The sequence below is a fragment of the Bradyrhizobium sp. B025 genome (assembly GCF_042257955.1).
In the GTDB taxonomy this organism is placed as follows: Bacteria; Pseudomonadota; Alphaproteobacteria; order Rhizobiales; family Xanthobacteraceae; genus Bradyrhizobium; species Bradyrhizobium diazoefficiens.
Genome location: NZ_CP170150.1, coordinates 4,757,809 through 4,782,024, shown reverse-complemented (window position 1 = coordinate 4,782,024; position 24,216 = coordinate 4,757,809). Strand labels below are relative to the sequence as shown.

At 64.7% G+C, this 24,216-nt stretch carries 19 protein-coding genes and 2 tRNA genes; 14 read left to right on the top strand and 7 right to left on the bottom strand.

Annotation, left to right across the window (positions count from 1 at the left end; all coding sequences use genetic code 11):
* Window positions 1–83 precede the first annotated feature (83 nt).
* Entirely contained in the window at window positions 84–1,172 is a 1,089-nt protein-coding gene (locus ACE10W_RS22135; protein ID WP_231166493.1) for an asparaginase, read from the top strand.
* A gap of 82 nt (window positions 1,173–1,254) precedes the next feature.
* Here the strand turns inward: ACE10W_RS22135 and glnA are convergent, their stop codons facing one another.
* Both glnA and ACE10W_RS22125 read right to left on the bottom strand, forming a co-directional pair.
* Window positions 1,255–2,664, bottom strand: coding sequence for a type I glutamate--ammonia ligase (gene glnA, locus ACE10W_RS22130; protein ID WP_011087712.1), 1,410 nt, complete (start codon window positions 2,662–2,664; stop codon window positions 1,255–1,257).
* A gap of 153 nt (window positions 2,665–2,817) precedes the next feature.
* Entirely contained in the window at window positions 2,818–3,156 is a 339-nt protein-coding gene (locus ACE10W_RS22125; RefSeq protein ID WP_007603495.1) for a P-II family nitrogen regulator, read from the bottom strand.
* A gap of 380 nt (window positions 3,157–3,536) precedes the next feature.
* On the opposite strand from ACE10W_RS22125, the gene ACE10W_RS22120 reads away from it, so the two are divergent.
* Together ACE10W_RS22120 and ACE10W_RS22115 are read left to right on the top strand one after the other, a co-directional pair.
* Window positions 3,537–5,036 (top strand): bifunctional ADP-dependent NAD(P)H-hydrate dehydratase/NAD(P)H-hydrate epimerase, encoded by a 1,500-nt coding sequence (locus tag ACE10W_RS22120; RefSeq protein WP_038966309.1) that lies wholly within the window; start codon window positions 3,537–3,539, stop codon window positions 5,034–5,036.
* On the top strand, window positions 5,036–5,473 hold the full coding sequence (locus ACE10W_RS22115) for a GNAT family N-acetyltransferase (RefSeq protein ID WP_375761960.1): 438 nt from the start codon (window positions 5,036–5,038) through the stop codon (window positions 5,471–5,473). Before ACE10W_RS22120 ends, ACE10W_RS22115 begins: the two co-directional genes overlap by 1 nt.
* Window position 5,474: 1 nt before the next feature.
* Here ACE10W_RS22115 and ACE10W_RS22110 read toward each other — a convergent pair whose 3' ends face one another.
* Window positions 5,475–6,779, bottom strand: a complete 1,305-nt coding sequence (locus tag ACE10W_RS22110; RefSeq protein ID WP_375761959.1) for a multicopper oxidase domain-containing protein — start codon at window positions 6,777–6,779, stop codon at window positions 5,475–5,477.
* Window positions 6,780–6,933: 154 nt separating this feature from the next.
* Here ACE10W_RS22110 and ACE10W_RS22105 point away from each other — a divergent pair.
* The 10 genes from ACE10W_RS22105 (at window position 6,934) to ACE10W_RS22060 (ending at window position 17,664) form a co-directional block, all read left to right on the top strand.
* Window positions 6,934–7,018 (top strand) — tRNA-Leu (locus ACE10W_RS22105).
* A 177-nt stretch (window positions 7,019–7,195) separates the two neighbouring features.
* Window positions 7,196–8,557, top strand: coding sequence for a trigger factor (gene tig / locus ACE10W_RS22100; RefSeq protein ID WP_375761958.1), 1,362 nt, complete (start codon window positions 7,196–7,198; stop codon window positions 8,555–8,557).
* 290 nt (window positions 8,558–8,847) lie between these two features.
* Complete coding sequence (locus tag ACE10W_RS22095; protein ID WP_011087708.1) at window positions 8,848–9,483, top strand: ATP-dependent Clp protease proteolytic subunit; 636 nt, start codon at window positions 8,848–8,850, stop codon at window positions 9,481–9,483.
* A 448-nt stretch (window positions 9,484–9,931) separates the two neighbouring features.
* Window positions 9,932–11,203 (top strand): ATP-dependent Clp protease ATP-binding subunit ClpX, encoded by a 1,272-nt coding sequence (gene clpX / locus ACE10W_RS22090; RefSeq protein WP_008547851.1) that lies wholly within the window; start codon window positions 9,932–9,934, stop codon window positions 11,201–11,203.
* Between the two features lie 324 nt (window positions 11,204–11,527).
* On the top strand, window positions 11,528–13,951 hold the full coding sequence (gene lon / locus ACE10W_RS22085; protein WP_011087707.1) for an endopeptidase La: 2,424 nt from the start codon (window positions 11,528–11,530) through the stop codon (window positions 13,949–13,951).
* Between the two features lie 70 nt (window positions 13,952–14,021).
* Complete coding sequence (locus tag ACE10W_RS22080; protein ID WP_011087706.1) at window positions 14,022–14,426, top strand: GFA family protein; 405 nt, start codon at window positions 14,022–14,024, stop codon at window positions 14,424–14,426.
* Window positions 14,427–14,475: 49 nt separating this feature from the next.
* A tRNA-Val gene (locus ACE10W_RS22075) sits at window positions 14,476–14,552 on the top strand.
* 183 nt (window positions 14,553–14,735) lie between these two features.
* On the top strand, window positions 14,736–14,912 hold the full coding sequence (locus tag ACE10W_RS22070; RefSeq protein WP_375761957.1) for an acyltransferase family protein: 177 nt from the start codon (window positions 14,736–14,738) through the stop codon (window positions 14,910–14,912).
* Entirely contained in the window at window positions 14,881–16,692 is a 1,812-nt protein-coding gene (locus ACE10W_RS22065) for an acyltransferase family protein (protein WP_375762769.1), read from the top strand. The genes ACE10W_RS22070 and ACE10W_RS22065 overlap by 32 nt, the downstream gene beginning before the upstream one ends.
* A 111-nt stretch (window positions 16,693–16,803) precedes the next feature.
* Entirely contained in the window at window positions 16,804–17,664 is an 861-nt protein-coding gene (locus tag ACE10W_RS22060; RefSeq protein WP_375761956.1) for a class I SAM-dependent methyltransferase, read from the top strand.
* Between the two features lie 51 nt (window positions 17,665–17,715).
* On the opposite strand, the gene ACE10W_RS22055 is transcribed toward ACE10W_RS22060, so the two are convergent.
* Window positions 17,716–18,531, bottom strand: coding sequence for a cation diffusion facilitator family transporter (locus tag ACE10W_RS22055; protein WP_375761955.1), 816 nt, complete (start codon window positions 18,529–18,531; stop codon window positions 17,716–17,718).
* Between the two features lie 60 nt (window positions 18,532–18,591).
* Here ACE10W_RS22055 and ACE10W_RS22050 point away from each other — a divergent pair, with 60 nt between their 5' ends.
* Complete coding sequence (locus ACE10W_RS22050; RefSeq protein ID WP_375761954.1) at window positions 18,592–18,714, top strand: hypothetical protein; 123 nt, start codon at window positions 18,592–18,594, stop codon at window positions 18,712–18,714.
* On the opposite strand, the gene ihpC is transcribed toward ACE10W_RS22050, so the two are convergent.
* Genes ihpC through ihpA form a run of 3 tightly spaced genes read right to left on the bottom strand, consistent with a single transcriptional unit; the run spans window position 18,711 to window position 24,164 of the window.
* A complete protein-coding gene (gene ihpC / locus ACE10W_RS22045; RefSeq protein WP_375761953.1) occupies window positions 18,711–21,923 on the bottom strand; it encodes a divalent metal ion exporter subunit IhpC in 3,213 nt (1,070 codons plus the stop codon). The two genes, ACE10W_RS22050 and ihpC, sit on opposite strands and share 4 nt — an antisense overlap.
* The gene (gene ihpB, locus ACE10W_RS22040) at window positions 21,916–22,893 is read right to left on the bottom strand and encodes a divalent metal ion exporter adaptor subunit IhpB (protein WP_161534761.1); all 978 of its coding nucleotides are present in this window, start codon (window positions 22,891–22,893) and stop codon (window positions 21,916–21,918) included. Before ihpB ends, ihpC begins: the two co-directional genes overlap by 8 nt.
* The gene (ihpA, locus tag ACE10W_RS22035) at window positions 22,890–24,164 is read right to left on the bottom strand and encodes a divalent metal ion exporter subunit IhpA (RefSeq protein ID WP_375761952.1); all 1,275 of its coding nucleotides are present in this window, start codon (window positions 24,162–24,164) and stop codon (window positions 22,890–22,892) included. Before ihpA ends, ihpB begins: the two co-directional genes overlap by 4 nt.
* Between the last annotated feature and the right edge of the window lie 52 nt (window positions 24,165–24,216).

Here is a 24,216-nt window from a genome sequence, read left to right as displayed (position 1 = left end):
GTCGATCCCTACTTGAACGGGAGGACAATTCGATGACGAAGCCTACCGCCAGCCCAGCCAGCTGTCGCCAACGTCGAACATCCATGCTTGCCATTCCACTGCTGTCTTTTGCGCTCTGGTCCGGCGGCATCGGCGCAGCGGCGCACGCTGCAGAGCCGGGCAAGGACGCTTCGGCCGGAGGCCTGCCGCGCATTCTCGTGCTTGCGACGGGAGGCACCATCGCAGGCCAGGCTGACGCGCGTGCGACCGGTGCGTACAAATCGGGCCAGATCACGGGCGAGCAATTGATGCAGTCGGTGCCGGGTCTGGACAAGCTGGCAAAGCTGAACGCCGAACAGATTTCGTCGATCGGATCCCAGGACATGAACGACAAGGTCTGGTTTGCGCTGGCCCGTCGCATTCAGGAGGCCTTCGACAAGAACGAGGCCGACGGCGTCATCGTGACCCACGGCACGGATACGCTGGAGGAGACGGCGTTCTTTCTCGACAATGTGGTGCGTGGCGACAAGCCGGTGGTCATCGTCGGCTCGATGCGTCCGGCTTCAGCGGTCAGCGCGGATGGCCCCGGCAATCTGTACGAAGCGGTCCAGGTGGCCGCCGATCCCCGATCCCGCGGTCGCGGCGTCATGGCCGTGCTGAACGACAAGATCGAGGGAGCACGCTCGGTCACCAAGACCAACACCACGAGCATCGAGACGTTCAATTCTCCCAACGGCGGGCCGATCGGCTATGTCGACACCGCGGGCGGCATCCGTTTCATGGCCCAGGCTGCCGGTCTCAAGCGCGCGGCCTATCAGCTCCCGGCAGGCGAGCAATTGCCGCGGGTCGAGATCGTCTACTCGCATGCCAACATGGACGCCGTTCCGATCGAGGACGCCATTTCCCACGGCGCCAAAGGCATCGTGCTGGCCGGTGTCGGTGACGGCAATACGTCGAAGCCGGCGCTCGATGCGCTCGAAGCCGCCGCGAAGAAAGGGATCCTCGTCGTCCGTTCCACGCGGGTTCGGTCTGGCTTCGTCACCCGCAATGTCGAGGTCGACGATGACAAGAACGGCTTCGTCGTGTCCGAGGACCTCAATCCCCAGAAGGCACGCGTTCTCACCCAATTGCTGATCGCGAGCGGCGTCACGGGGCCGGCCGAGCTCCAGCGGGCTTTTACAGCGACATGGTGACTGGATCGGCGACGAGGCGCCCCAAAACGAAAAGGCGCCCCTCGCGGAGCGCCTTGTGCTTGTCGCAGACAGTTCGGGCCGCTTAGCCCGAATAGTACATGTCGAACTCGACCGGGTGCGGGGTCATTTCGAAGCGCTCGACTTCGGTCATCTTCAGCTCGATGTAGCTGTCGATGAAGTCGTCGTCGAACACGCCGCCGGCCTTGAGGAAGGCGCGGTCCTTGTCGAGGTTCTCGAGCGCCTCGCGCAAGCTGCCGCACACCGTCGGGATCTGCTTCAGCTCTTCCTTCGGCAGGTCGTAGAGGTCCTTGTCCATCGCCGGACCCGGATCGATCTTGTTCTTGATGCCGTCGAGGCCGGCCATCAGCATCGCGGCGAAGCCGAGATAGGGGTTGGCGAGCGGATCCGGGAAGCGCACCTCGACACGCTTGGCCTTCGGCGAAGCGGTGTAGGGGATGCGGCAGGAGGCCGACCGGTTGCGCGCGGAATAGGCGAGCAGCACGGGAGCCTCATAGCCCGGGACCAGACGCTTGTAGGAGTTGGTCGAGGGGTTGGTGAAGGCGTTGATCGCCTTGGCGTGCTTGATGATGCCGCCGATGTAGTGGAGGCAGGTCTCCGACAGGTCGGCATATTTGTTGCCGGCGAACACCGGCTTGCCGTCCTTCCAGATCGACTGGTGCACGTGCATGCCCGAGCCGTTGTCGCCATAGACCGGCTTCGGCATGAAGGTGGCGGTCTTGCCGTAGATGTGGGCGACCTGGTGGATGCAGTATTTGTAGATCTGCAGATGGTCGGCCATCAGCGTCAGCGTGTCGAACTTCATGCCGAGCTCGTGCTGGGCGGAGGCGACCTCGTGGTGATGCTTCTCGACCTTGACGCCCATCTTGGCCATGGCGCCGAGCATTTCCGAGCGCATGTCCTGCACCGAGTCCTGCGGCGGGACCGGGAAGTAGCCGCCCTTGGTGCGGACGCGGTGGCCGAGATTGCCGCCTTCATATTCCGTGTCGGTGTTGGTCGGCAGCTCCGAGGAGTCGAGCCTGAAGCCGGTGTTGTAGGGGCTGGAGGAAAAGCGCACGTCGTCGAACACGAAGAACTCGGCTTCGGGACCGACGAAGACGGTGTCGCCGACGCCCATCGACTTCACCATCGCCTCGGCCTTCTTGGCGATGCCGCGGGGGTCGCGGTTGTAGGGCTCGCCGGTGGTCGGCTCGAGCACGTCGCAGGTGATGACCATGGTAGTCTCGGCGAAGAACGGATCGATCGTCGCGGTCACCGGATCCGGCATCAGGCACATGTCGGACTCGTTGATCGCCTTCCAGCCGGCGATCGAGGAGCCGTCGAACATCGTCCCTTCGGCAAATATGTCTTCATCGATCATGCTGACGTCGAACGTCACATGCTGCCACTTGCCGCGCGGATCGGTGAAGCGCAGGTCGACGTACTTGACGTCGTTGTCCTTGATCGATTTCAGGACGTCTTTGGCGGTCTTCATGCATACCCCTTTTGGCTCTGCGGGTCGGTTTCCAGATGAGCAGGATTATTCTCGCTTTTGGCGAGTTCGCGCGCGACCGCACAAACGAATTCGGGCCGCCGAAGCAGCCTTATTTCTTGTCAGAGTGTCGCAAAATGCGGGATAGCACCCGGCTCAGATAGCGTCCAGCCCGGATTCGCCGGTTCGGATGCGGATCGCCTCTTCGATGTTGGAGACGAAAATCTTGCCGTCACCGATGCGACCGGTCTGCGCAGCGCGGCGGATCGCGTCGATGGCGCGCTCGACCAGATCGTCGCCGATCACGATCTCGATCTTCACCTTGGGCAGGAAGTCGACGATGTATTCTGCGCCGCGGTAAAGCTCGGCGTGTCCCTTCTGCCGGCCAAAGCCCTTGGCCTCGGTGACGGTGATGCCCTGAAGGCCGACTTCCTGAAGCGCTTCCTTCACCTCGTCGAGCTTGAACGGCTTGATGATGGCTTCGATTTTCTTCACTGCGCGCCTCCCGGCATTTCGATCAAATAGCAACGTCTTCGTCAGGATGCGCTTTTCTCACGCACGATCTTGTCTTCGCTATGCCGGGATCCCTGACCAGCCCGGCACCAACGGCCGGCCACACCCTGATAGATGTCAGTGAGCACGACGAACCGAAGCGGCTTCCTCGAAAGCAGGGTCTATGCCAAGTTGCAAATGCCCTGATTATTGGAGCGTTATCAGCCTTTTAACGAGCATCTCTGATAGGTGGAGCCGACCGGCCCAAAATACCGAAGACTACGAAATAGGCAAACGGTTCAATCTGTGGGCAAATCGGCGTTCCGGCGGTCGGATCGGCACCGAAGATGCCTGTTGAAGAGGCGTTTGTACAGGGAAGTGGCATGGAAGTTCTGACCAACGCCGAAATGCAGCGCGCCGACCAGCTCTCGATCGCGGCCGGCACGCCCGGCTTCAAGCTGATGCTGAGCGCGGGCCAGGCGGTCGCCGAGGCCGCCAACGCGCTGGTGGAGGAGGGGCCTATCCTGATCGTGGCCGGCCCCGGCAACAATGGCGGCGACGGTTTTGTCGCAGCCGCCGAGCTCGCCGCCCAGGGGCGCGAGGTCTCGGTGATCCTGATGTGCGAGCGCGACCAGCTCCAGGGCGACGCGGCCTCCGCCGCGCGCGGCTGGAAGCACCCGGTGCTCCCGTTCAATCCGCAGGCGATCGGAAAGCCCGCGCTGATCATCGACGCGCTGTTCGGTGCGGGCCTCAGCCGCCCCGTTGACGGCGAGGCGCGCGCGATGATCGAGGCCGTCAACGCCAATGGTGCCTTGGTGCTCGCGGTCGATCTGCCGAGCGGCATCAACGGCACCAGCGCCGCCGTGCTGGGCGCTGCGGTCAACGCCACCGAGACCGTCACCTTCTTCCGCAAGAAGCCGGCGCACCTGCTGCTGCCGGGGCGGATGCATTGCGGCCGCGTGCGCGTTGCCGACATCGGTATCGACGCACAGGTGCTTGACGAGATCAGGCCGCAGACCTTCGAGAACGACCCGGATTTCTGGGGCGCGGCCTTTCCGGTGCCGCGGATCGACGGCCACAAATATGCGCGAGGGCATGTGCTGGCGGTCTCGGGCGATGCAGCCGCGACCGGCGCGGCGCGGCTCGCCGCGCGCGGCGCGTTGCGGGCCGGCGCGGGCCTGGTGACGCTGGCGAGCCCGCGCGATGCGCTCGCGATCAATGCGGCCGCGCTGACCGCGGTGATGGTTCGCCCCGTCGACACCGCGATCGAGTTCGGCGAGCTGCTCGGCGACAAGCGCTACAACACCTGCATCATCGGCCCCGGCACGGGCGTTGGCGATCGCACCTGCGATTTCGTCCACACCGCGCTTGGCGCGCAGCGGCATCTGGTGCTCGACGCGGATGCGCTGACGAGCTTTGCCGCAAATCCCGAGCGCCTGTTCGAATCGATCAAGGCCTCGCACGACAATGCGGTGGTGCTGACGCCGCACGAGGGCGAGTTTCCGCGCCTGTTCTCCGATCTCAGCAACAAGCACCCCGGCCGTTCCAAGCTCGAGCGCGTCCGCGCCGCCGCCGAACGCTCCGGCGCCGTGGTGCTGCTGAAGGGGCCGGATACCACCATCGCCGCGCCGGACGGCCGCGCCACCATCGCCGCCAATGCGCCGCCCTGGCTCGCCACGGCGGGTGCGGGCGACGTGCTCTCCGGCATCATCGCGGGGCTCCTGGCGCAGGGCGTGCCGGCCTTCGAAGCCGCCAGCATCGGCGTGTGGATGCATGGCGAGGCGGCAAGCGAGGCGGGGCCGGGGCTGATCGCGGAGGACCTGACCGAGACCCTGCCGGCCGTGCACCGGCGGATCTATAATGCACTGGGGATCGAGTACTAATGCTCAGGCAGCTCGCGCTCACCGATATGGGCGCGGCCGCGCAGGTCCATCGGATGGCGTTTGACCGGGCTATGCCGTGGCTCGTCGGGCTGCATACGCAGGACGAAGACCGCTGGTTCTATCGCGAGCGTGTCTTTCCGGCGTGCCGTGTGTGGGGACGCTTCGACGACGGTGTGCTGAGCGGCATCATCGCCTTCCGCGACGGCTGGGTCGAGCAGCTCTACGTGCTTCCGGTAGCTCAGGGCCGCGGTGTCGGCACCGAGTTCCTCGATGTCGCCAAGCGTACCTGCGAACGGCTGGAGCTCTGGACCTTCCAGCGCAACGAACGCGCGCGACGCTTCTACGAGGCTCGTGGATTCGCGTTGGTTGAGCAGACGGACGGGGCGCGGAACGAGGAGAAGGAGCCGGATGCCCGCTACCTCTGGACGCGCGCATAGCTCACTCCACCGCGTACCAGCGCACCAGCCGCGGCGCGGCCCAGTCGGTCACGACGGATTCGATCAGCCATCGTCCGGGCGAGGTCGCCGCGAACGCGATGCGTTGGGTCTGGCCGGACTCGATCGCGAGCGTGTCGAGCCAATAGGGCTTCCAGCCGTCGTCGAGCTTGTCGAGCAGGCGGAAGGGATGGCCGTGCAGGTGGAACACCGCGGTGAGGGGCGCGGGGTTCTTGAGGGGCAGCACGACGGTGCGGCCGGTCCTGGTGCGGAAGGCCGGCGCCGACGAGGTGGAGAAATCCGCAGGCCGCGTCCAACCGGTATCGGGTGCACCGAGCGCGACATCGAACCGCAGGGCGCCTTTGAGATCGAGCTGGTCGGGCAGGGCATTCGCAGGGAGCGGTTGTGGCGGCAACAGCGGCGCGCGCCGCTCCAGTCTGCCGGAGATCGAGAGGTTTCCGATCGGGCGGGCCTCCTTGCCGTCATGCAGCAGAAATTGGGCCGATGTGGCTGCGTCCACAAAGGCGTCGGCCCGTCCGCCCGGGGCCAGCACCAGGGCGCCGTTGCGGGCCGGGAACGGCTCGGCCGGCTGTCCGTCCAGGGCCATCACGCGGACCTCGTGATTCTCCAATTTGATTGCGAGGACAGTGCGTTGGGAGCCATTGATAAAGCGCAGCCGCAGCCGCTCATTGGCGGCGGCTGAGAGCTCGCATGAAGTCTGCCCGTTGATTGTATAGAGCGGGGTCGTGTCCTTGGGGTCGCGGCCCGGGGGCAGCGCGGTCCCATCCGGCCGCAGGCGCCATTCCTCGATCAGCAGGACCTCGTCACGATCGACGGCGATGCGGCTCGTCTCCTCCGCGATGATCGGAAGCGGCCGCGCCGGCTGCTTCAGGCCGTCCTCGAAGAGGCGAAAGTCGGTCAGCAGGGTTCCGGCGTTTGGTATTGAAATAATTGAAGTTTCAGTCGCGTCCGGCGCCGTCGGCGCGCGCCCTCGCAGCGGGTCCGCCGCAGCCGGGCCGTTGAGGCCGTACCAGACTGGGGCAAGCGGCACAGGCAGGTCGTTGCGGAACACCACCTCGCAGCGGTCGCCGCGCTTGAGATGGACGCCCCTGGTATGGCTTACGGCGGCCAGCTCCCAGATTGGTGTGGGCGGCTGCCCCGGCTTCAGAGCCAGCGTTGCCGGCCTCGCCTGAAGGGCGATCTGGGCGGTCACGGACGGACCTGCGCCGCCGGCCATCAGCCCCGCAGCCGAGGCTCCGAGGCCAACCAGAACCTCGCGTCGGCTCGGGTGAAAGATCCGCGGTTTCATGGCCCGATCCGGACCACGCCGCGCTGGATAAGTCCAGCCATCGTGCCTACTTGAAGCCTGCCTCCATCAGGCCATTTTTTTGCTGCGAACAGTCAGGCGCATGCTATAAGCCCGGCCGCCCGCGGCATCGCGGCCGGTCTTGATGCAAATTCACGCGGGCGTGGCGGAACTGGTAGACGCGCTGGATTTAGGTTCCAGTGACGAAAGTTGTGGGGGTTCGAGTCCCTCCGCCCGCACCAAGCGCTTTCAGCGTTTGCACGGATTACCGAAGGGCCTCGCTTCGTGCGGATGTTTTCCGTCTGGAGCAGGGCTCTGATGAACCACCGGCGTTGAGGCGTTTGCCTCGCGTTGGATCGATTAATGACAGCGTCCCGACGCATGCGTGCCGGGGCCGAACGAGAAGAAGATTGGACGCCATGCAGGTCACAGAAACCCTCTCGGAAGGTTTGAAGCACGAGTTCAAGATCAGCGTTCCCGCGTCTGATCTCGACGCCAAGGCCGGCGCCAAGCTCGTCGACCTCAAGGACAAGGTCCGCATCAACGGCTTCCGTCCCGGCAAGGTGCCGGTCGCTCATCTGAAGAAGGTCTATGGCCGCTCGGTGATGGCCGAGACCATCGACCAGACCATCCGCGACACCAACACGCAGCTGTTCTCCGAGCGCGGCTTCCGCCTCGCGACCGAGCCGAAGATCACGATGCCGAGCGAGCAGGCCGAGGTCGAGGAGCTGCTGAGCGGCAAGACCGATCTGACCTACACGGTTGCGATCGAGGTGGTGCCGTCGATCGCGCTCGCCGACTTCAAGACCTTCCAGGTCGAGAAGCCCGTGGCTGACGTTACCGACGCCGACGTCGACGAGGCGATCAAGCGCATCGCCGACACCAACCGCGGCTATGCCGCGAAGGCCGACGGCGCCAAGGCCGGGTCGGGCGACCGCGTCACCATCAACTTCAAGGGCACCATCGACGGCGAAGTCTTCGAGGGCGGCACCGGCGAGGGCATCCAGGTCGTCATCGGCTCCAACACCTTCATCCCCGGCTTCGAGGAGCAGCTCACCGGCATCGCCGCGGGCGAGACGCGCACGCTGAAAGTGTCGTTCCCCAAGAACTACATGAACGACAAGCTCGCCGGCCAGCCGGCCGAGTTCGAGACCACCGCGACCTCGATCGAAGCGCCGCAGGACATTGCGATCGATGACGAGTTCGCCAAGATGCTCGGCCTCGAATCGCTGGACAAGCTGAAGGAAGCCGCGCGCGAGCGTCTGGTTGCCGAGTTCGCCGGTGCGACGCGCCAGCGCGTCAAGCGCGCGCTGCTCGACCGTCTCGACGAGGCGCATCGCTTCGAGGCGCCGCCCTCGCTCGTCGACGAGGAGTTCAATCTGATGTGGAACTCGGTCAAGGCCGAGATGGACTCGGCCGGCAAGACCTTTGCCGACGAGGACACCACCGAAGATGCCGCCAAGGAAGAGTACCGCAAGATCGCCGACCGCCGCGTGCGCCTCGGCCTCGTGCTCTCCGAGATCGGCGAGAAGAACAAGATCACCGTGACCGACGACGAGGTCGGCCGCGCCGTGATCGAGCGGGCCCGCCAGATGCCCGGCCGCGAGAAGGAAGTCTGGGACTATTACCGCAGCAACGCCCAGGCGCTGGCCCAGCTTCGTGCGCCGATCTATGAGGACAAGGTCGTCGACTTCATCCTCGAGCTCGCCAACGTGACTGAGAAGAAGGTTTCGCGCGAGGACCTCTACAAGGACGATGAGGCGGAAAAGACCGCGGCCTGAAGGCTTTGAGACAGTCTTCTATTAAGGATGATCTGCGGAAGGGCCCGGCTAGCCATGTGGCTGGCTGGGCCTTCTTGCGAGAATCAGCTTCAAGTGCCCGGCGGATTAAGTCTTAATTCGCTCCGCACTTGTCTGGCGCGAATTGGGCTATATCTGTCGGTACACCCTGTACCCAAACTTCTACCGCTACCAACTTCCTGCATCACGGGCGTCCATCGGCCTTCCGGCAAATCCAGCCAAACTGGCAGCCAAGAGTGGCGATGTCCGCCTCCGAAAACCCTAGGTGACTCATGCGCGATCCGGTTGAAACCTACATGAACCTCGTGCCCATGGTGGTCGAGCAGACCAACCGTGGCGAGCGCGCCTACGACATTTTCTCGCGCCTGCTGAAAGAGCGCATCATTTTCCTGACCGGTCCGGTCGAGGACGGCATGTCGACGCTGGTCGTCGCGCAGCTGTTGTTCCTCGAAGCGGAAAATCCGAAGAAGGAAATCTCGATGTACATCAACTCGCCGGGCGGCGTGGTGACGTCGGGCCTTGCGATCTACGACACCATGCAGTTCATCCGCCCGCCGGTCTCGACGCTGTGCACGGGGCAGGCGGCCTCGATGGGCTCGCTGCTGCTCGCCGCCGGCGAGAAGGACATGCGCTTCTCGCTGCCGAACGCGCGCATCATGGTGCACCAGCCCTCCGGCGGCTTCCAGGGCCAAGCCACCGACATCATGCTGCACGCGCAGGAAATCCTGAACCTGAAGAAGCGGCTCAACGAGATCTACGTGAAGCATACCGGCCAGACCTACAAGACGATCGAGGACGCGCTGGAACGCGACAAGTTCCTGACCGCCAACGACGCCAAGGAGTTCGGCCTGGTCGACAGGGTCATCGACAAGCGCGCCGAAGAGCCGGCGGCGGCGAAGACCCAGTAGCACTACCGGTCGGTAGCGGCGTCCCTCGGGGGCGCCCGGGTACCTTCAGGGGAGCGTTCACGTTTAGGACTCGTGTGCGCACTGCAAAACGCTGTTTTGCGCCCTGCGACAAGCAGAAAGTTCCGCTTTCGTGCTTGTTTTTCGTGGCAATCCAGCAACGCCGGGGTGATTTCGATCACTTCGCCCGTGCCAAGACCTGAAATCACGGTATTGTCACGGGTAGCCGGCGACCCCCGATTAGCGAATTCTTGATAGTCGGGTGACAGCATGGTTGGCTACGAATGATCCGCTATGATCGCGGGAGAATCGAGTGACCGTGATTCGCACGGGATGTAGCGCGTAGGGTCTTTTTTGGTACGGAATTTGCTCTATTTGAACTTCATACCGACCGGTGTGTCGGGATGGAGCGATCGAGCGGAACGGGATCGAACCGCGGACGGAGACATGAATGAGTAAGGTCGGCACGAGCGACTCCAAGAACACGCTATATTGCTCGTTCTGCGGCAAGAGCCAGCACGAAGTCCGCAAACTGATCGCGGGTCCCACGGTCTTCATCTGCGACGAGTGCGTCGAGCTTTGCATGGACATCATCCGCGAGGAGAACAAGTCCTCGCTGGTCAAGTCGCGCGACGGCATTCCGACGCCGAAGGAAATCTGCAAGGTGCTGGACGATTACGTGATCGGCCAGAGCCACGCGAAGAAGGTCCTGTCGGTCGCGGTGCACAACCACTACAAGCGCCTCAACCACCAGACCAAGCACAACGACGTCGAGCTCGCGAAGTCGAACATCCTGCTGATCGGTCCGACCGGTTCGGGCAAGACGCTGCTCGCGCAGACGCTCGCCCGCATTCTGGACGTGCCCTTCACGATGGCGGACGCAACGACGCTGACCGAAGCCGGCTATGTCGGTGAGGACGTCGAGAACATCATCCTGAAGCTGCTCCAGGCCGCCGACTACAATGTCGAGCGCGCCCAGCGCGGCATCGTCTACATCGACGAAATCGACAAGATCAGCCGCAAGTCCGACAATCCCTCGATCACGCGCGACGTGTCGGGTGAGGGCGTGCAGCAGGCGCTCTTGAAGATCATGGAAGGCACGGTGGCTTCGGTCCCGCCGCAGGGCGGCCGCAAGCATCCGCAGCAGGAGTTCCTGCAGGTGGATACCACCAACATCCTGTTCATCTGCGGCGGCGCCTTCGCCGGCCTCGAGAAGATCATCTCGGCACGCGGACGGTCGACCTCGATCGGCTTCGGCGCCCAGGTGCTCGCGCCGGAGGATCGCCGTACCGGCGAGATCTTCCGTCACGTCGAGCCTGAGGATCTCCTGAAGTATGGTCTCATCCCCGAGTTCGTCGGCCGTCTGCCTGTCGTGGCGACGCTCGAGGATCTGGACGAGACCTCGCTGAAGAAGATCCTGACCGAGCCGAAGAACGCGCTTGTGAAGCAGTACCAGCGCCTGTTCGAGATGGAGAACATCGAGCTGACCTTCGCCGACGAGGCGCTTGGCGCGGTCGCCCGCAAGGCGATCGAGCGCAAGACCGGCGCCCGTGGCCTGCGTTCGATCCTCGAGGCGATCCTGCTCGAGACCATGTTCGACCTGCCGGGTCTGGAAGGTGTGGAAGAAGTCGTGATTTCCCGCGAAGTCGTGGAAGGCACGGCCCGTCCGCTCTACATCTACGCCGATCGATCCGATCGCGCCGTCGAGAACGCCAGCGCCTGATTTGCGGCGCTGGAACGCTCCAATCGTCCTGAGAAGTGACGGCTGCGGAAGGTATCTCCGCAGCCGAGTTTGCGTCGCTTACCCGTGTGCGTAAGCGCCTGATGGCGCGCGTTTTTCAATGACTTGACACCCCCCCGGTCGATAGCCACCTAATGTCGGCGGCGAGCGTGAATTCTCTTCAAGATTCGCCTCAGTTCCGATCCGGCAAGCCCGGTCCACCCTTGGAATGGTAGACTGGTTTTGTGGATCACCTCGGCACCTTGTGGCGGTTGCGCATGAGCATGGCGGGCTGCGTGTAAGGGGGCAAAGCAAAAGGAAAAGGCCATGACTAATCCAAAACCCAGGCCAACCATCGTCCATGGCGAAACGCACGCTTATCCCGTGCTTCCCTTGCGCGACATCGTCGTCTTCCCGCACATGATCGTGCCGCTCTTCGTCGGCCGCGAGAAGTCGATCCGCGCGCTCGAAGAGGTGATGAAGAACGACGCGCTGATCATGCTCGCGACGCAGAAGAACGCGTCCGACGATGATCCGGCGCCCGATGCGATTTACGAGACCGGTACGCTTGCCAGCGTGCTCCAGCTCTTGAAGCTTCCCGACGGCACCGTGAAGGTGCTGGTCGAAGGGCTCGAGCGTGCGCGCGTGCAGAAATACACCGATCGCGCCGACTACTATGAAGCGACCGCGATTGCGCTCGCCGATACCGATGCGAAGTCGGTCGAGGCGGAAGCGCTGGCACGCTCGGTCGTGTCCGACTTCGAGAGCTATGTGAAGCTCAACAAGAAGATCTCGGCCGAGGTCGTCGGCGTCGTGCAGGCGATCACCGATTTCGCCAAGCTCGCCGACACGGTCGCCTCCCATCTCGCCGTCAAGATCGCGGATCGCCAGGGCATCCTGGAGACGCTGTCGGTCACCACGCGCCTCGAAAAGGTGCTGGGCCTGATGGAGAGCGAGATCTCGGTGCTCCAGGTCGAGAAGCGCATCCGCTCTCGCGTCAAGCGCCAGATGGAGAAGACCCAGCGCGAGTATTATCTCAACGAGCAGATGAAGGCGATCCAGAAGGAACTCGGCGACGACGACGGTCGCGACGAGCTCGCCGATCTCGAAGAGAAGATCTCCAAGACCAAGCTCTCCAAGGAAGCGCGCGAGAAGGCGCAGCACGAATTGAAGAAGCTGCGCCAGATGTCGCCGATGTCCGCGGAAGCGACCGTCGTGCGCAACTACCTGGATTGGCTGCTGTCGATCCCGTGGAACAAGAAGTCCAAGGTCAAGAAGGACCTGGAATCGGCGCAGGCCATCCTGGACTCCGATCACTACGGTCTGGAGAAGGTCAAGGAACGTATCGTCGAGTATCTCGCGGTGCAGTCGCGCGCCAACAAGCTGACGGGACCGATCCTGTGCCTCGTCGGACCTCCCGGCGTCGGCAAGACCTCGCTCGGCAAGTCGATCGCGAAGGCGACCGGACGCGAGTTCGTGCGCGTCTCGCTCGGCGGCGTGCGCGACGAGGCCGAGATCCGCGGTCACCGCCGCACCTATATCGGCTCGATGCCCGGCAAGATCATCCAGTCGATGCGCAAGGCCAAGTCGTCCAATCCGCTGTTCCTGCTGGACGAGATCGACAAGATGGGCGCCGACTTCCGCGGTGATCCGTCCTCGGCTTTGCTCGAGGTCCTCGACCCCGAGCAGAACGGGACCTTCAACGACCACTATCTCGAGGTCGACTACGATCTGTCCAACGTGATGTTCATCACGACCGCGAATACGCTCAATATTCCGGGACCGCTGATGGACCGCATGGAGATCATCCGGATCGCGGGCTACACCGAGAACGAGAAGGTCGAGATCGCGCGCAAGCACCTGATCCCGAACGCGGTGTCCAAGCACGGCCTGGACTCCAAGGAGTTCTCGATCGACGACGACGCGCTGCTGCTGCTGATCCGCCGCTACACCCGCGAAGCGGGCGTGCGTAACCTGGAGCGTGAGCTCTCCACACTCGCCCGCAAGGCGGTGAAGGAGCTGATGATCTCCAAGAAGAAGTCGGTCAAGGTCACCGAGAAGTCGCTCGAAGAGCTTCTGGGTGTGCCGAAGTACCGCTTCGGCGAGATCGAGAGCGAGCCGCAGGTCGGCATCGTCACCGGCCTTGCCTGGACCGATGTCGGCGGCGAGCTGCTGACCATCGAAGGCGTCATGATGCCGGGCAAGGGCAAGATGACGGTCACGGGCAACCTGCGCGACGTGATGAAGGAATCGATCTCGGCGGCGGCGTCCTACGTCCGCTCGCGCGCGATCGTCTACGGGATCGAGCCGCCGCTGTTCGACCGGCGCGACATCCACGTGCACGTGCCGGAAGGCGCGACGCCGAAGGACGGTCCGTCGGCGGGCGTGGCGATGGCCACCGCGATCATCTCGGTCATGACCGGCATCCCGGTCCGCCACGATGTCGCGATGACCGGCGAGATCACGCTGCGCGGCCGCGTGCTGCCGATCGGCGGTCTGAAGGAGAAGCTGCTGGCTGCTGCCCGCGGCGGCATCAAGACGGTGCTGATCCCCGAGGACAACGCCAAGGATCTCACGGAGATTTCCGATGCGATCAAGGGCGGCATGGAGATCATCCCGGTCTCGCGGCTGGATGACGTCGTCGCCAGGGCGCTGGTGAAGAAGCCGGTGCCGATCGTCTGGGAAGAGGACACCAAGGTGACGGTGAAGCCGGACGGCGACGAAGCCGCTGGCGGCCTGACCGCTCACTGAGCTCCAGCGAAAGATGATAAAACGGCGCCTTCGGGCGCCGTTTTTGCTTTGATGCAAGGGAACGAGGGCGATGCAGATCGACGGGCAATGCCATTGCGGGCAGATCACCTTTGAAGCCGAGATCGACCCCGAGGCGGTCTCGGTCTGCCATTGCCAGGACTGCCAGACGCTGACGGGATCACCGTTCCGGGTCACCGCGATCTGTTCCGCCGGCGACGTCAAGCTCACCGGCGGCACGCCAAAAATCTACGGCAAGCGCGGCGACAACGGCCGGATGCGCTTCCAGCATTTTTGCGCCGACTGTGGTTCCCCGCTGTTCACCAGCGGCGAGGGCGACCAGGCCGACGACTGGGGCATCCGCTGGGGCAGCATCCGCCAGCGCGACGCTTTGAGGCCCAGCCGACAGATCTGGTGCCAGTCGGCGGCAGTGTGGATCGACGCCGTGCCGGGGCTGCCGGGGAGGCCGCAGGATTGATGTTCCGTACTTGCTCATCGAGGGCGGGTAGGGATAAAGAGGCGGCGAGGGGCGGTTAGCTCAGCTGGTTAGAGCATCTCGTTTACACCGAGAGGGTCCGCGGTTCGAATCCGTGACCGCCCACCAACGCGTTTTTCGGTACTGCCTCGTCAATTGGAACGGGCCGAGCGGGCAGCACCGAGCCGACGGCCATCGGTTCCGGCTGCATCTTGTGCTTGCGGCCGGTCTTCGCGTCGGGCATATCGGCCCGAACTGGGACGCGTAGAGCGGCTGCCCTGCCAAGCACCACCTGGATCCGACGCCGGCCATATGCCGACCAAGCTGCCCTACCGACCGGAGATCGACGGCCTGCGAGCGATCGCGGTCCTGCCTGTCATTCTCTATCATGCCGGGGTTCCCGGATTCTCGGGCGGCTTTGTCGGAGTCGACGTCTTCTTCGTGATCCAGCGGCTATCTGATCACGTCGATCATCCTCGACGAATATGAAAATGGCGGCTTCAGCTTCGTCGGCTTCTACGAGCGGCGCGCCCGGCGCATTCTGCCGCCCTTGTTCCTGGTCTGCCTTGCGAGCATTCCGTTCGCCATCTATTCGCTGAGCCCGCGCGATCTCGAGGAGTTCGCCAGGAGCCTGCTCTCGGTCTGCGGTTTCGTTTCGAACTTCTTCTTCTGGTCGCAAAGCGGATATTTCGACGGGCCGACCGAGCTCAAGCCACTCGTCCATACTTGGAGCCTTGCGGTCGAAGAGCAGTTCTATCTGGTCTTTCCTATCGCGCTGTTCTTGTTGCTCAAGCTCGGTCGACGTCACGCCATCGCGTTGTTTGTCGCGACCGCTGTACTGAGCTTCGCTCTCGCTGTTTGGGGATCGCGTCACGCGACGGCAGCGACCTTCTACCTCCTGCCGGCAAGGTATTGGGAGCTTTTGATCGGTGCGCTGCTGCCGCTGTGCCGCATCGAGACCGAAGCGCGGCGCCTGCCGCGCCGGCTCGCCGAGCCGCTTGCGTTGCTCGGTCTTGCATTGATCGCGATTCCGATCTTCACCTATCACAACATTCCCTATCCCGGCGTTTACACGTTGCCGCCGACACTCGGCACGGCGCTGGCGATCGTGTTCCTGCGACCCGATACGCTATCGGGCCGCATCGTTGCGACGCGCGGCCTCGTTGGCATCGGCCTGATCAGCTACAGCGCCTATCTCTGGCATCAGCCCGTGTTTGCGTTTGCGCGGCTCGGCGCGATCTATGAGGCCAATATCCCGGTCTTCATCGGCCTTTCGGCGATTGCGCTGCTCCTGGCCTACCTGACCTACGTGCTGGTCGAGCGCCCGGCGCGCGACCGCAAGCGGCTCACCCGGAACGAGGTGTTCGCCTATTGCGGTGCTGCCTCCGCGGGACTGGCCGGCCTCGGCCTGGTCGGCATCTTCACCGGCGGGCTCGAGAACAGCTATCTCGCCCGCAACGACATGGCGACCCAGCGGGCCTATGCGCTCATAAAGCAATATGGCTTGCGCGATATCAAGGCCCGGCTGATCGACCGTGGCTGCCAGTTCTGGTCTCCCCGTCCGGACGAGGCGTTCGAGGCGCGGTTTCGATCCTGTGCCGAGAAGTTTGGCCCGGCCACCATGGTCGTCGGCGATTCCCACGGCGAGAACGTCTACAATGCGGTGGCCAAGGCGAGCCCCGGCGAGTTCGTCGTCGGTCTGGTCGACGAAGGCTGCCGTGCGTGGAACGACAGCGATGCCTGTCCGTATTCCAGGCTCAAGGGCTTCCTCGAGCGCAACGGAGCTTCCGTGCGCGGGATCGTCTTCAACGTGTCGGGAGCTCACCTTCTGACCGACCTGGAAGGCAATTCGGAAAACCACCACCTGTTCGAGTGGAAGACGGGATATCTCATCAATTACGAGAAGGTCGCCTTCACGATCAACTATCTGCGGACGATCGCGCCGCTGGCGAAGATCGTGTGGCTCGGTCCCTTTGTCGAAGCACGGGTCAACTTCCGCGATCCGCCGTCAATCGCAAGGGACGCGTTCAGGATGAATCCCGTCTCGCTCCATCATTTCAAGGCGCTGGACGCCGAGATTGCCAAGGAAGTCGCCGAAGGGCCACAGACCTTCAAGTATCTGTCATTCTACGACGTGCTCAAGGTCGATCAGTATTTCCTGCTGACCGGCGATTGTCTGACGTTCAGCGATCCCGATCATCTGAGCGCCTGCGGCGAGGAGTTGCTTGGCGAGAAGCTCAAGGCCCAACTGCCCTGGCCGAATTCGTAGGCTCCAGGCACAAGCATCCAAGCGGTGCCCGTCCGACCTTCAATTTGAATGGGCCGCAACTTCGGTTCGTGATATGGGCTGAACGGCGCGTGAGTGCGCGATGAGGTCCCGATGCAGCAACCCAGCGGACACGAGCAGAATGTCGACCAGATCGCCTATTGGAACGGCCCCAGCGGGCAACGCTGGGCCGATCGACATGCGGTGCAGGAGAGGTTGCTCGGGCCGATCGCGGATGTCCTGATCGATCGCGCCGGGCCGAAGCCGGGCGAGCGCGTGATCGACGTCGGCTGCGGCTCCGGCGCAACGACGGTGGCATTTGCGAAGGCGGTGGCGCCAAACGGCTTCGCGCTCGGCCTCGATGTCTCCGACCCCATGTTGTCGCAGGCGCGTGCGCTGGCGCCAAAGGGCCTGCCGCTCGATTTCGTGCTGGCGGATGCGACGGTGCATCCGTTCGAGCCGGCGAGCTTTGACCTCCTGGCCTCGCGCTTCGGCGTGATGTTCTTCGCCGATCCCATTGCGTCCTTCACCAACCTTCGTCGCGCGCTGAAGCCGTCCGGGCGGCTCGCCTTCGCCTGTTGGCGTGAGCCGAAGGAGAACCCGTGGATGATGGCGCCGCTGATGGCGGTCTACAAGCACGTGCCCAAAATGCCGCCGGTCGGGCCGGAGGAGCCGGGCCCGTTCGCCTTCGCATCCGAAGAGCGCGTGATGCGCATCCTGAAAGGGGCGGGCTTCGTCGATGTGGCGATGGAGCCGCACAATCTCGCGATGGATATCGCCATCGACGGTGGGCTCGAGGCCGCCGTCGACGGCGCGCTCCAGATCGGCCCGGCCAGCCGTGCGCTGCAAGGGCATCCGCCGGAGACGTATGAGGCCGCTAAGGCCTCGATCCGCGAAATGCTCGCGCCGTTTTTGAAGGGACAGTCGGTGGCACTTCAGGGCGCGATCTGGATCGTGACGGCGAAGGCGTCGTAGCGCTCGCTGCTCGACGCCGTTGTGCGCAGTTGAAGCTGAGCAAATGCCGTTTCACACCACGTCATCCGGCGCCAGCGCACAGCCATTATCCGGATGCGTCTCCACCTGAAGCGTGGTGTGGCCGATGCGGAAGGATGTCTTCAGCATCTGCGCGGTCTCCATCAGGAACGCATCGCCGCTACCTGCGGGCATGACGAGATGGCAGGTCAGCGCCGTCTCGGTGGTCGAGATCGGCCAGACGTGCAGATCGTGGATCGCGGACACACCCGGGCGCGCCAGCAGGAGCGCCCTGATCGCGGCGAGGTCGGTGCCCTTGGGGGCGGCCGCCATTGACATGTCGACGGAGCCGCGGAGCAGGCTGGTCGTGCTCCAGAGAATGGTGGCGCAGATGACGAGGCTGGTGACGGGGTCGAGCCAGAGCCAGCCGGTCCAGATGATCAGCGCCGCCGAGACGACGACGCCGAGCGAGACGGCGGCGTCGGCGGCCATGTGCAGATAGGCGCCCTCGATGTTGATGTCGTCCTTGCGACCGCTCGCGAACAGCATGGCGGTGAAACCGTTGACGAGGATGCCGATGCCGGCGACCACCATCACGGTCACCCCCGCGACCGGCTCCGGCTCGCGCAGGCGTAAAATCGCCTCCCAGCCGATCGCGCCGGTCGCGACCAGCAGGAACACGGCATTGGCCAGTGCCGCCAGGATGGTCGAGGCACGCAGGCCGTAGGTGAAGCGTCCGCTCGGCGCGCGCCGCGCCGCGATTGCGGCGCCCCACGCCACGACCAGGCCGAGCACGTCGGAGAGATTGTGGCCGGCGTCCGCGAGCAGGGCGGTGGAGTTGCCGATATAGCCATAGACCGCCTCGGCCACGACCAGCGCAGTGTTGAGCGAAATGCCGATCGCGAAGGCCTTTCCGAAACTGGCAGGCGCATGGACATGCGCGTGGCCGAGACCACGACCATGGCCATGATCATGACCGTGGTCGTGATCATCATGCCCGTGACCTACATGGTCATGATGGTGATGGCCGTGGTCGTGGCTGCCCAAACCTAGACCTCCCTGGACGCCGCCAAATCAGTCGCCATTCTAGGCGTTTCGCTTGCCACGTCACGCCGGAACAGCATGTAGAGCGCCGGTAGCACAAGGAGCGTTAGCACGGTCGAGGAGATGATGCCGCCGATCACCACGGTTGCGAGCGGCCGCTGCACCTCGGCGCCGGCGCCGGTGGCGAGCGCCATCGGCACGAAGCCGAGCGAGGCGACCAGCGCGGTCATCAGCACCGGGCGCAGCCGGGTCAGCGCGCCCTCGCGCACCGCCTCCGCAACGGATCGTCCCTCGCTGCGCAGCCGCTCGATGAAGGCGATGATGACGAGGCCGTTGAGTACGGCGACGCCCGACAGCGCGATGAAGCCGACGCCGGCGCTGATGGACAGCGGGATGCCGCGGAGCAAGAGCGCCGCGAGGCCGCCCGTCAAAGCCAGCGGCACGCCGGAGAACACCAGCGCCGCATCAGCCGCCGATCCCATGCCCATGAACAGCAGCAGGAACACCAGCAGCAGCGCCACCGGCACCACGATGGTCAGCCGCTTGGTGGCCGAGACCAGCTGCTCGAACTGGCCTCCCCAGCGGATCCAGTAGCCCGGCGGCAGCTTGACCTTCTCCGCGACGGCGGCTTGCGTCTCGGCGACGAAGGAGCGCAAATCGCGCCCGCGAACGTTGGCCATCACCACGACGCGGCGCTTGCCGTTCTCGCGGCTGATCTGGTTGGGACCCGGCGCGATCTCGATTGCCGCAACGGAAGAGAGGGGCACGTAGCGCGGCGTCGTTCCCGATGTCCCCGGCCAGGCGGTCTTCGTGACGGCCGCCACGTCTTCGCCCGGCGGCAGCGGGATCGGCAGCGACTTGATCGTGTCAGGGTCGGCACGCAGGCTTTCCGGCAGCCGGACCACGATGTCGAAGCGGCGATCGCCTTCGAACAGCTTGCCGACCGGCTTGCCGCCGATCGCGATCTCGACGAGGTTCTGCACCTCGCTGAGGCTGAGGCCATAGCGCGACAGCGCCTGGCGATCGAGCTTGACGGTGAGGATCGGCAGGCCCGCGACCTGCTCGGTCTTGACGTCGGCGGCGCCCTCGATGCCGCGGACCACGCCGTTGACCTGCTGGGCGATGCCGGCGAGCACGTCGAGATCGTCGCCGAAAATCTTGACGCCGACGTCGCTGCGGATGCCGGCGATGAGCTCGTTGAAGCGCATCTGGATCGGCTGGGTCATGCCATAGGCGGTGCCGGGCAGGGTGTTGGCGGCGCGTTCGATCTCCTCGATCACCTCGTTCTTCGGCTTGGCGGGATCGGGCCATTCCTCGCGCGGCTTGAGCGTGACATAGGTGTCGGCGGCGTTCGGCGGCATCGGGTCGTTGGCGATCTCGGCGGTACCGACCTTGGAGAAGATGGTCGCGACCTCCGGCACTTGCTTGACCGCCTTCTCCAGCCGAATCTGCATGTCGACGCTCTGGGTCAGGCTGGTGCCGGGAATCCGGATGGTCTCGATGGTGATGTCGCCCTCGTCGAGGCTCGGGATGAATTCGCCGCCCATGCGTGTCGCGGCGAAGACGCTGCCGGCGACGATCAGGACGGCGCCAAACGCGACGCTGCCGCGGTAGCGGATGGCGCGGTCGAGCAGCGGCACATAGAACCGCTTGGCGGTCCGCATGAAGAGGTTTTCCGTCTCCGAGACCCTGCCGGTGACGAAGATCGCCACCGCGGCCGGGACGAAGGTGATCGACAACAGCGCCGCGCCCGCGAGCGCCATCAGCACGGTCAGGGCCATCGGCGTGAACATCTTGCCTTCGGTCCCCGTCAGGGTCAGGACCGGCAGGTAGACCACGGCGATGATGAGCGTGCCGAACAGGCTCGGCTTGATGACCTCGCTGCTGCCGGCGCGGATCGTCTCCATCCGTTCCTCAAGCGACAGCAGCCGGCCGCGCCGGTGCTGCTCGGCAGCGAGCAGCCGCAGGCAGTTTTCGACGATGATGACCGCGCCGTCGACGATGATGCCGAAGTCGATTGCGCCGAGGCTCATCAGATTGGCGCTGACCTTGCTCTCGACCATGCCTGATATCGTGAACAGCATCGACAGCGGGATGACGCAGGCCGTGATCAGTGCGGCGCGGATGTTGCCGAGGATCAGGAACAGCACTGCGATCACTAGCGCCGCGCCTTCGACGAGGTTCTTCTCGACGGTCTGGATGGTCGCTTCCACCAGATGCGTGCGGTCGTAGACGGCGCGCGCGATCACGCCGTCGGGAAGCGATTTCGCGATCTCCGTGAGCCTCGCCTTGACGCGCTGGGCCACGGTGCGGCTGTTCTCGCCGATCAGCAGCATGGCGGTGCCGAGGACGGTTTCGCTGCCGTTGGTGGTCGCGGCGCCCGAGCGCAGGTCCTGGCCTTCCTGGACGTCGGCGACGTCGCGGATGCGCACCGGCACGCCGCCGCGCGAGCCGATCACGATGTCCCTGATGTCCTCGATATTGGCGACCTGGCCGGGTGCGCGGACGAGATATTGCTCGCCGTTGCGCTCGATATAGCCGGCGCCGACATTGGAATTGTTGGCGGCCAGCGCCGTCATGATGTCGCGGAAGCCGAGCTTGTAGGCCATCAGCCGGCCGGGGATCGGCAGCACGTGGAATTGCCGCTCATAGCCGCCGATCGAGTTGACCTCGATCACGCCGGGGATGGTGCGCAGTTGCGGCTTGATGATCCAGTCCTGGATGGTGCGCAGTTCCGTCGGCGTGAACTCGGCGCCGGTCGGTGACTTCGCGCCGGCCTTGGCCTCGACCGAGTAGACATAGATCTCGCCGAGCCCGGTCGAGATCGGCCCCATCGCGACCTCGGTGCCTGCAGGCAGCAGGTCCTTTGCCTGCTGGATGCGCTCGTTGACGAGCTGGCGCGCGAAATAGATGTCGGTGCCGTCCTGGAACACGACGGTGACCTGGCTCAGGCCGTAGCGCGAGATCGAGCGGGTGTAGTCGAGCCTGGGCAGGCCGCCCATCGCGGTCTCGATCGGGAAGGTGATGCGCTGCTCCGCTTCGAGCGGCGACAGGCCCGGCGCGCGCGTGTTGATCTGGACCTGGACGTTGGTGACGTCGGGCACCGCGTCGATCGGCAGGCGGGTGAAATTCCAGGCGCCGAAGCCGCCGGCGACGAGCGCGAATAGAACGACGAGCCATCGTTGACGAATGGAGAAGGCGAGGAGGGCGTCAATCATGGTCGGCGTCTCCCTTGCCCATCTCCGCCTTGACCACAAAACTGTTCTCGGCGACGTAGCGCTCGCCGGCCAAAAGGCCTGCGCGGATCTCCACGAATTTCGGATCGGAATCGCCGAGCTCGACCGGACGTGCCTCGATCTTGTCGCCGTCCTCGCGGACGAACACGATGGTTTTGTTCTCCAGCGTCTGGATCGCACTTCGCCGCACGGCAACTGCGACATTGCGTGCGGCGAGGATCAGCCGCGCCGTGACGAACAGGCCGGGGCGGAGCCGGCCGTCGGGATTTGGCAGCACCACGCGCGCCAGCGCGGTCTGGGTCTCGCTCGAGCCGATCGGCGCCATGTAGGAGATCGCGCCCTTGATCTCGCCGCGGCCATCGTCGGGGTCGATCAGCACCTCGTCGTTGAGGCGGACGCGCCGGAGGTCCTGCCGGTAGATCGACAGGTCGACCCAGATGCTGGAGAGGTCGGCGACGACGAAGGCCGGTTTCTGCTCGGAGGCGTATTCGCCGAGCGAGATCTGCCGCTCGATGATGGTGCCGGCGATCGGCGCCTTCAGCTCATAGACCGTGAGGCTCTGATTGCTCTCGATCGCGGCGAGCAGGTCGTCCCTGGCGACCTTGTCGCCGATGCGCTTCTGGATCGACTTGGCGACGCCCGGAAAGCGCGGTGTCACCTGCACCACGGCTTCCTGATTGGCGCGCAGGATGCCGTTGAAGGCCAGCGTGTCGGTCAGCGTGGCGCCCGCGGCTTCCGCCAGCGTGACGCCGGCGGCGGCCAGCTTGACGTCGGAGATGCGGATGCGGTCGGCGCCATGCTCGTCCTGCTCGACGTGGTCGTTCGGTTTCTCCGGCTTCTTGTCCGCGGCATGTTCGGTCGGTGCGACCTTGGGCGCTGCGAGCATGGCGTAGCCATAGGCACCTAGCGCGGCGGTGACGATTGCGACGAGGATGGTGGAGGATGTCTTCATCGCGCGCTCTCCCGGGCCAGCGCAAAGGGATTGCCGACGAGACCTTCGATGGTCGCGACGCCGGCGTGGAAGTTCTGGAGCGCTTCCTGCTCGCGCAGCCGCGCCTGGGTCACGCTCGCTTGCGCGTCGAGCACTTCGAGCAGGGTGAATCGGCCCTGGCCGTAGCCTTGCGAGATCGCTTCCGCAGCCTCAGTGGCCTTGGGGATGGCGATCTCGCGCAGCACCGCGAGCTCGCGCAGCGAGCCCTGGAGCGAGTCATAGGCGCGGCCCGCAATCACGATCAGCGTGTTGCGGTTGGCCTCGCGCTCGGCCCCGGTCTTGGCGAGGCTTTCCTGCGCTGAGAGGATGTTGCCCTGGTTCTGGTCGAACACGGGTATCGGCACCGAGACGGTGAGGCGCGCCGCATCGTCATTGGTTTCGTTGAAATGGCGCCAGCCGGCCGCGATCCGCACGTCCGGATAGGGCTTGAGCCGCGCCATCAATAGTTCGGCATTGCGCTGGGCAAAGACCGCCGTCCAGCGCACCAATTGCGGATTGGCATCGATGGCGGCGACCACCGACTGGAACGTCGGCGGGCGCCCCGTGGTGTCGAGCCGGCCGGAGACCTCGCCGAATTTCGCAGAGGGATCGCCCATCAGCACCGCGAGCTCGCGCCGGGCGCTTGCCAGCGTCGCCTTGAATCGCTCGCGGTCGGCCTTCACCAGGGCGGAGGCGACCTCGGCGCGGCCGGTCTCGGCCGGAGAGGAGGCGCCGGCTTCCACGCGGCGGCGGAGCAGCGGCGTCAGCCGGTCGATCGCGGCGATCTGCTCGTCGAGGATCTGGATCCGCCGCTGCGCGCCGAGCACGCTGAGGAAGGCGATCGCGGTTTCCGACAGCACCTCCAACCTGACGGCCTTGCGCTGGATCGCGGCGACCTCGATGCCGGCCTGTCCGGCCGCGATCCTGGCGTCGCGCTTGCCGAACAGCTCGAAAGCCTGGCTGATCTGGAGGGTGGTCTCGGCCGATTTCGTGCCGCGATAGATGCCCGACCCGAACGAATTGTCCTGTTCATAGGACAGTTCCGGATTGAGGAGCGCGCCGGCCTGGATGCGCTGACCGGTGGCGATGCCGACGTCGCGCTCCGCCGCCGTCAGGCGCGGGCTCGCGGCCAGCGCGCGCGAGAGCGCCGCGCGCATGGTCAGCGTCTGGGCGTGTGACGTCAGCACCAGGGGTGGGCTGATGAGAATAGCCAGCGCGCACGCGATGCGCGCAGCCAGTCGCCTGCAAAACATGAACAGAACCTGTGAAGGAGAACCGATGGGCGCGATGGGGCGCCCGGCTGAT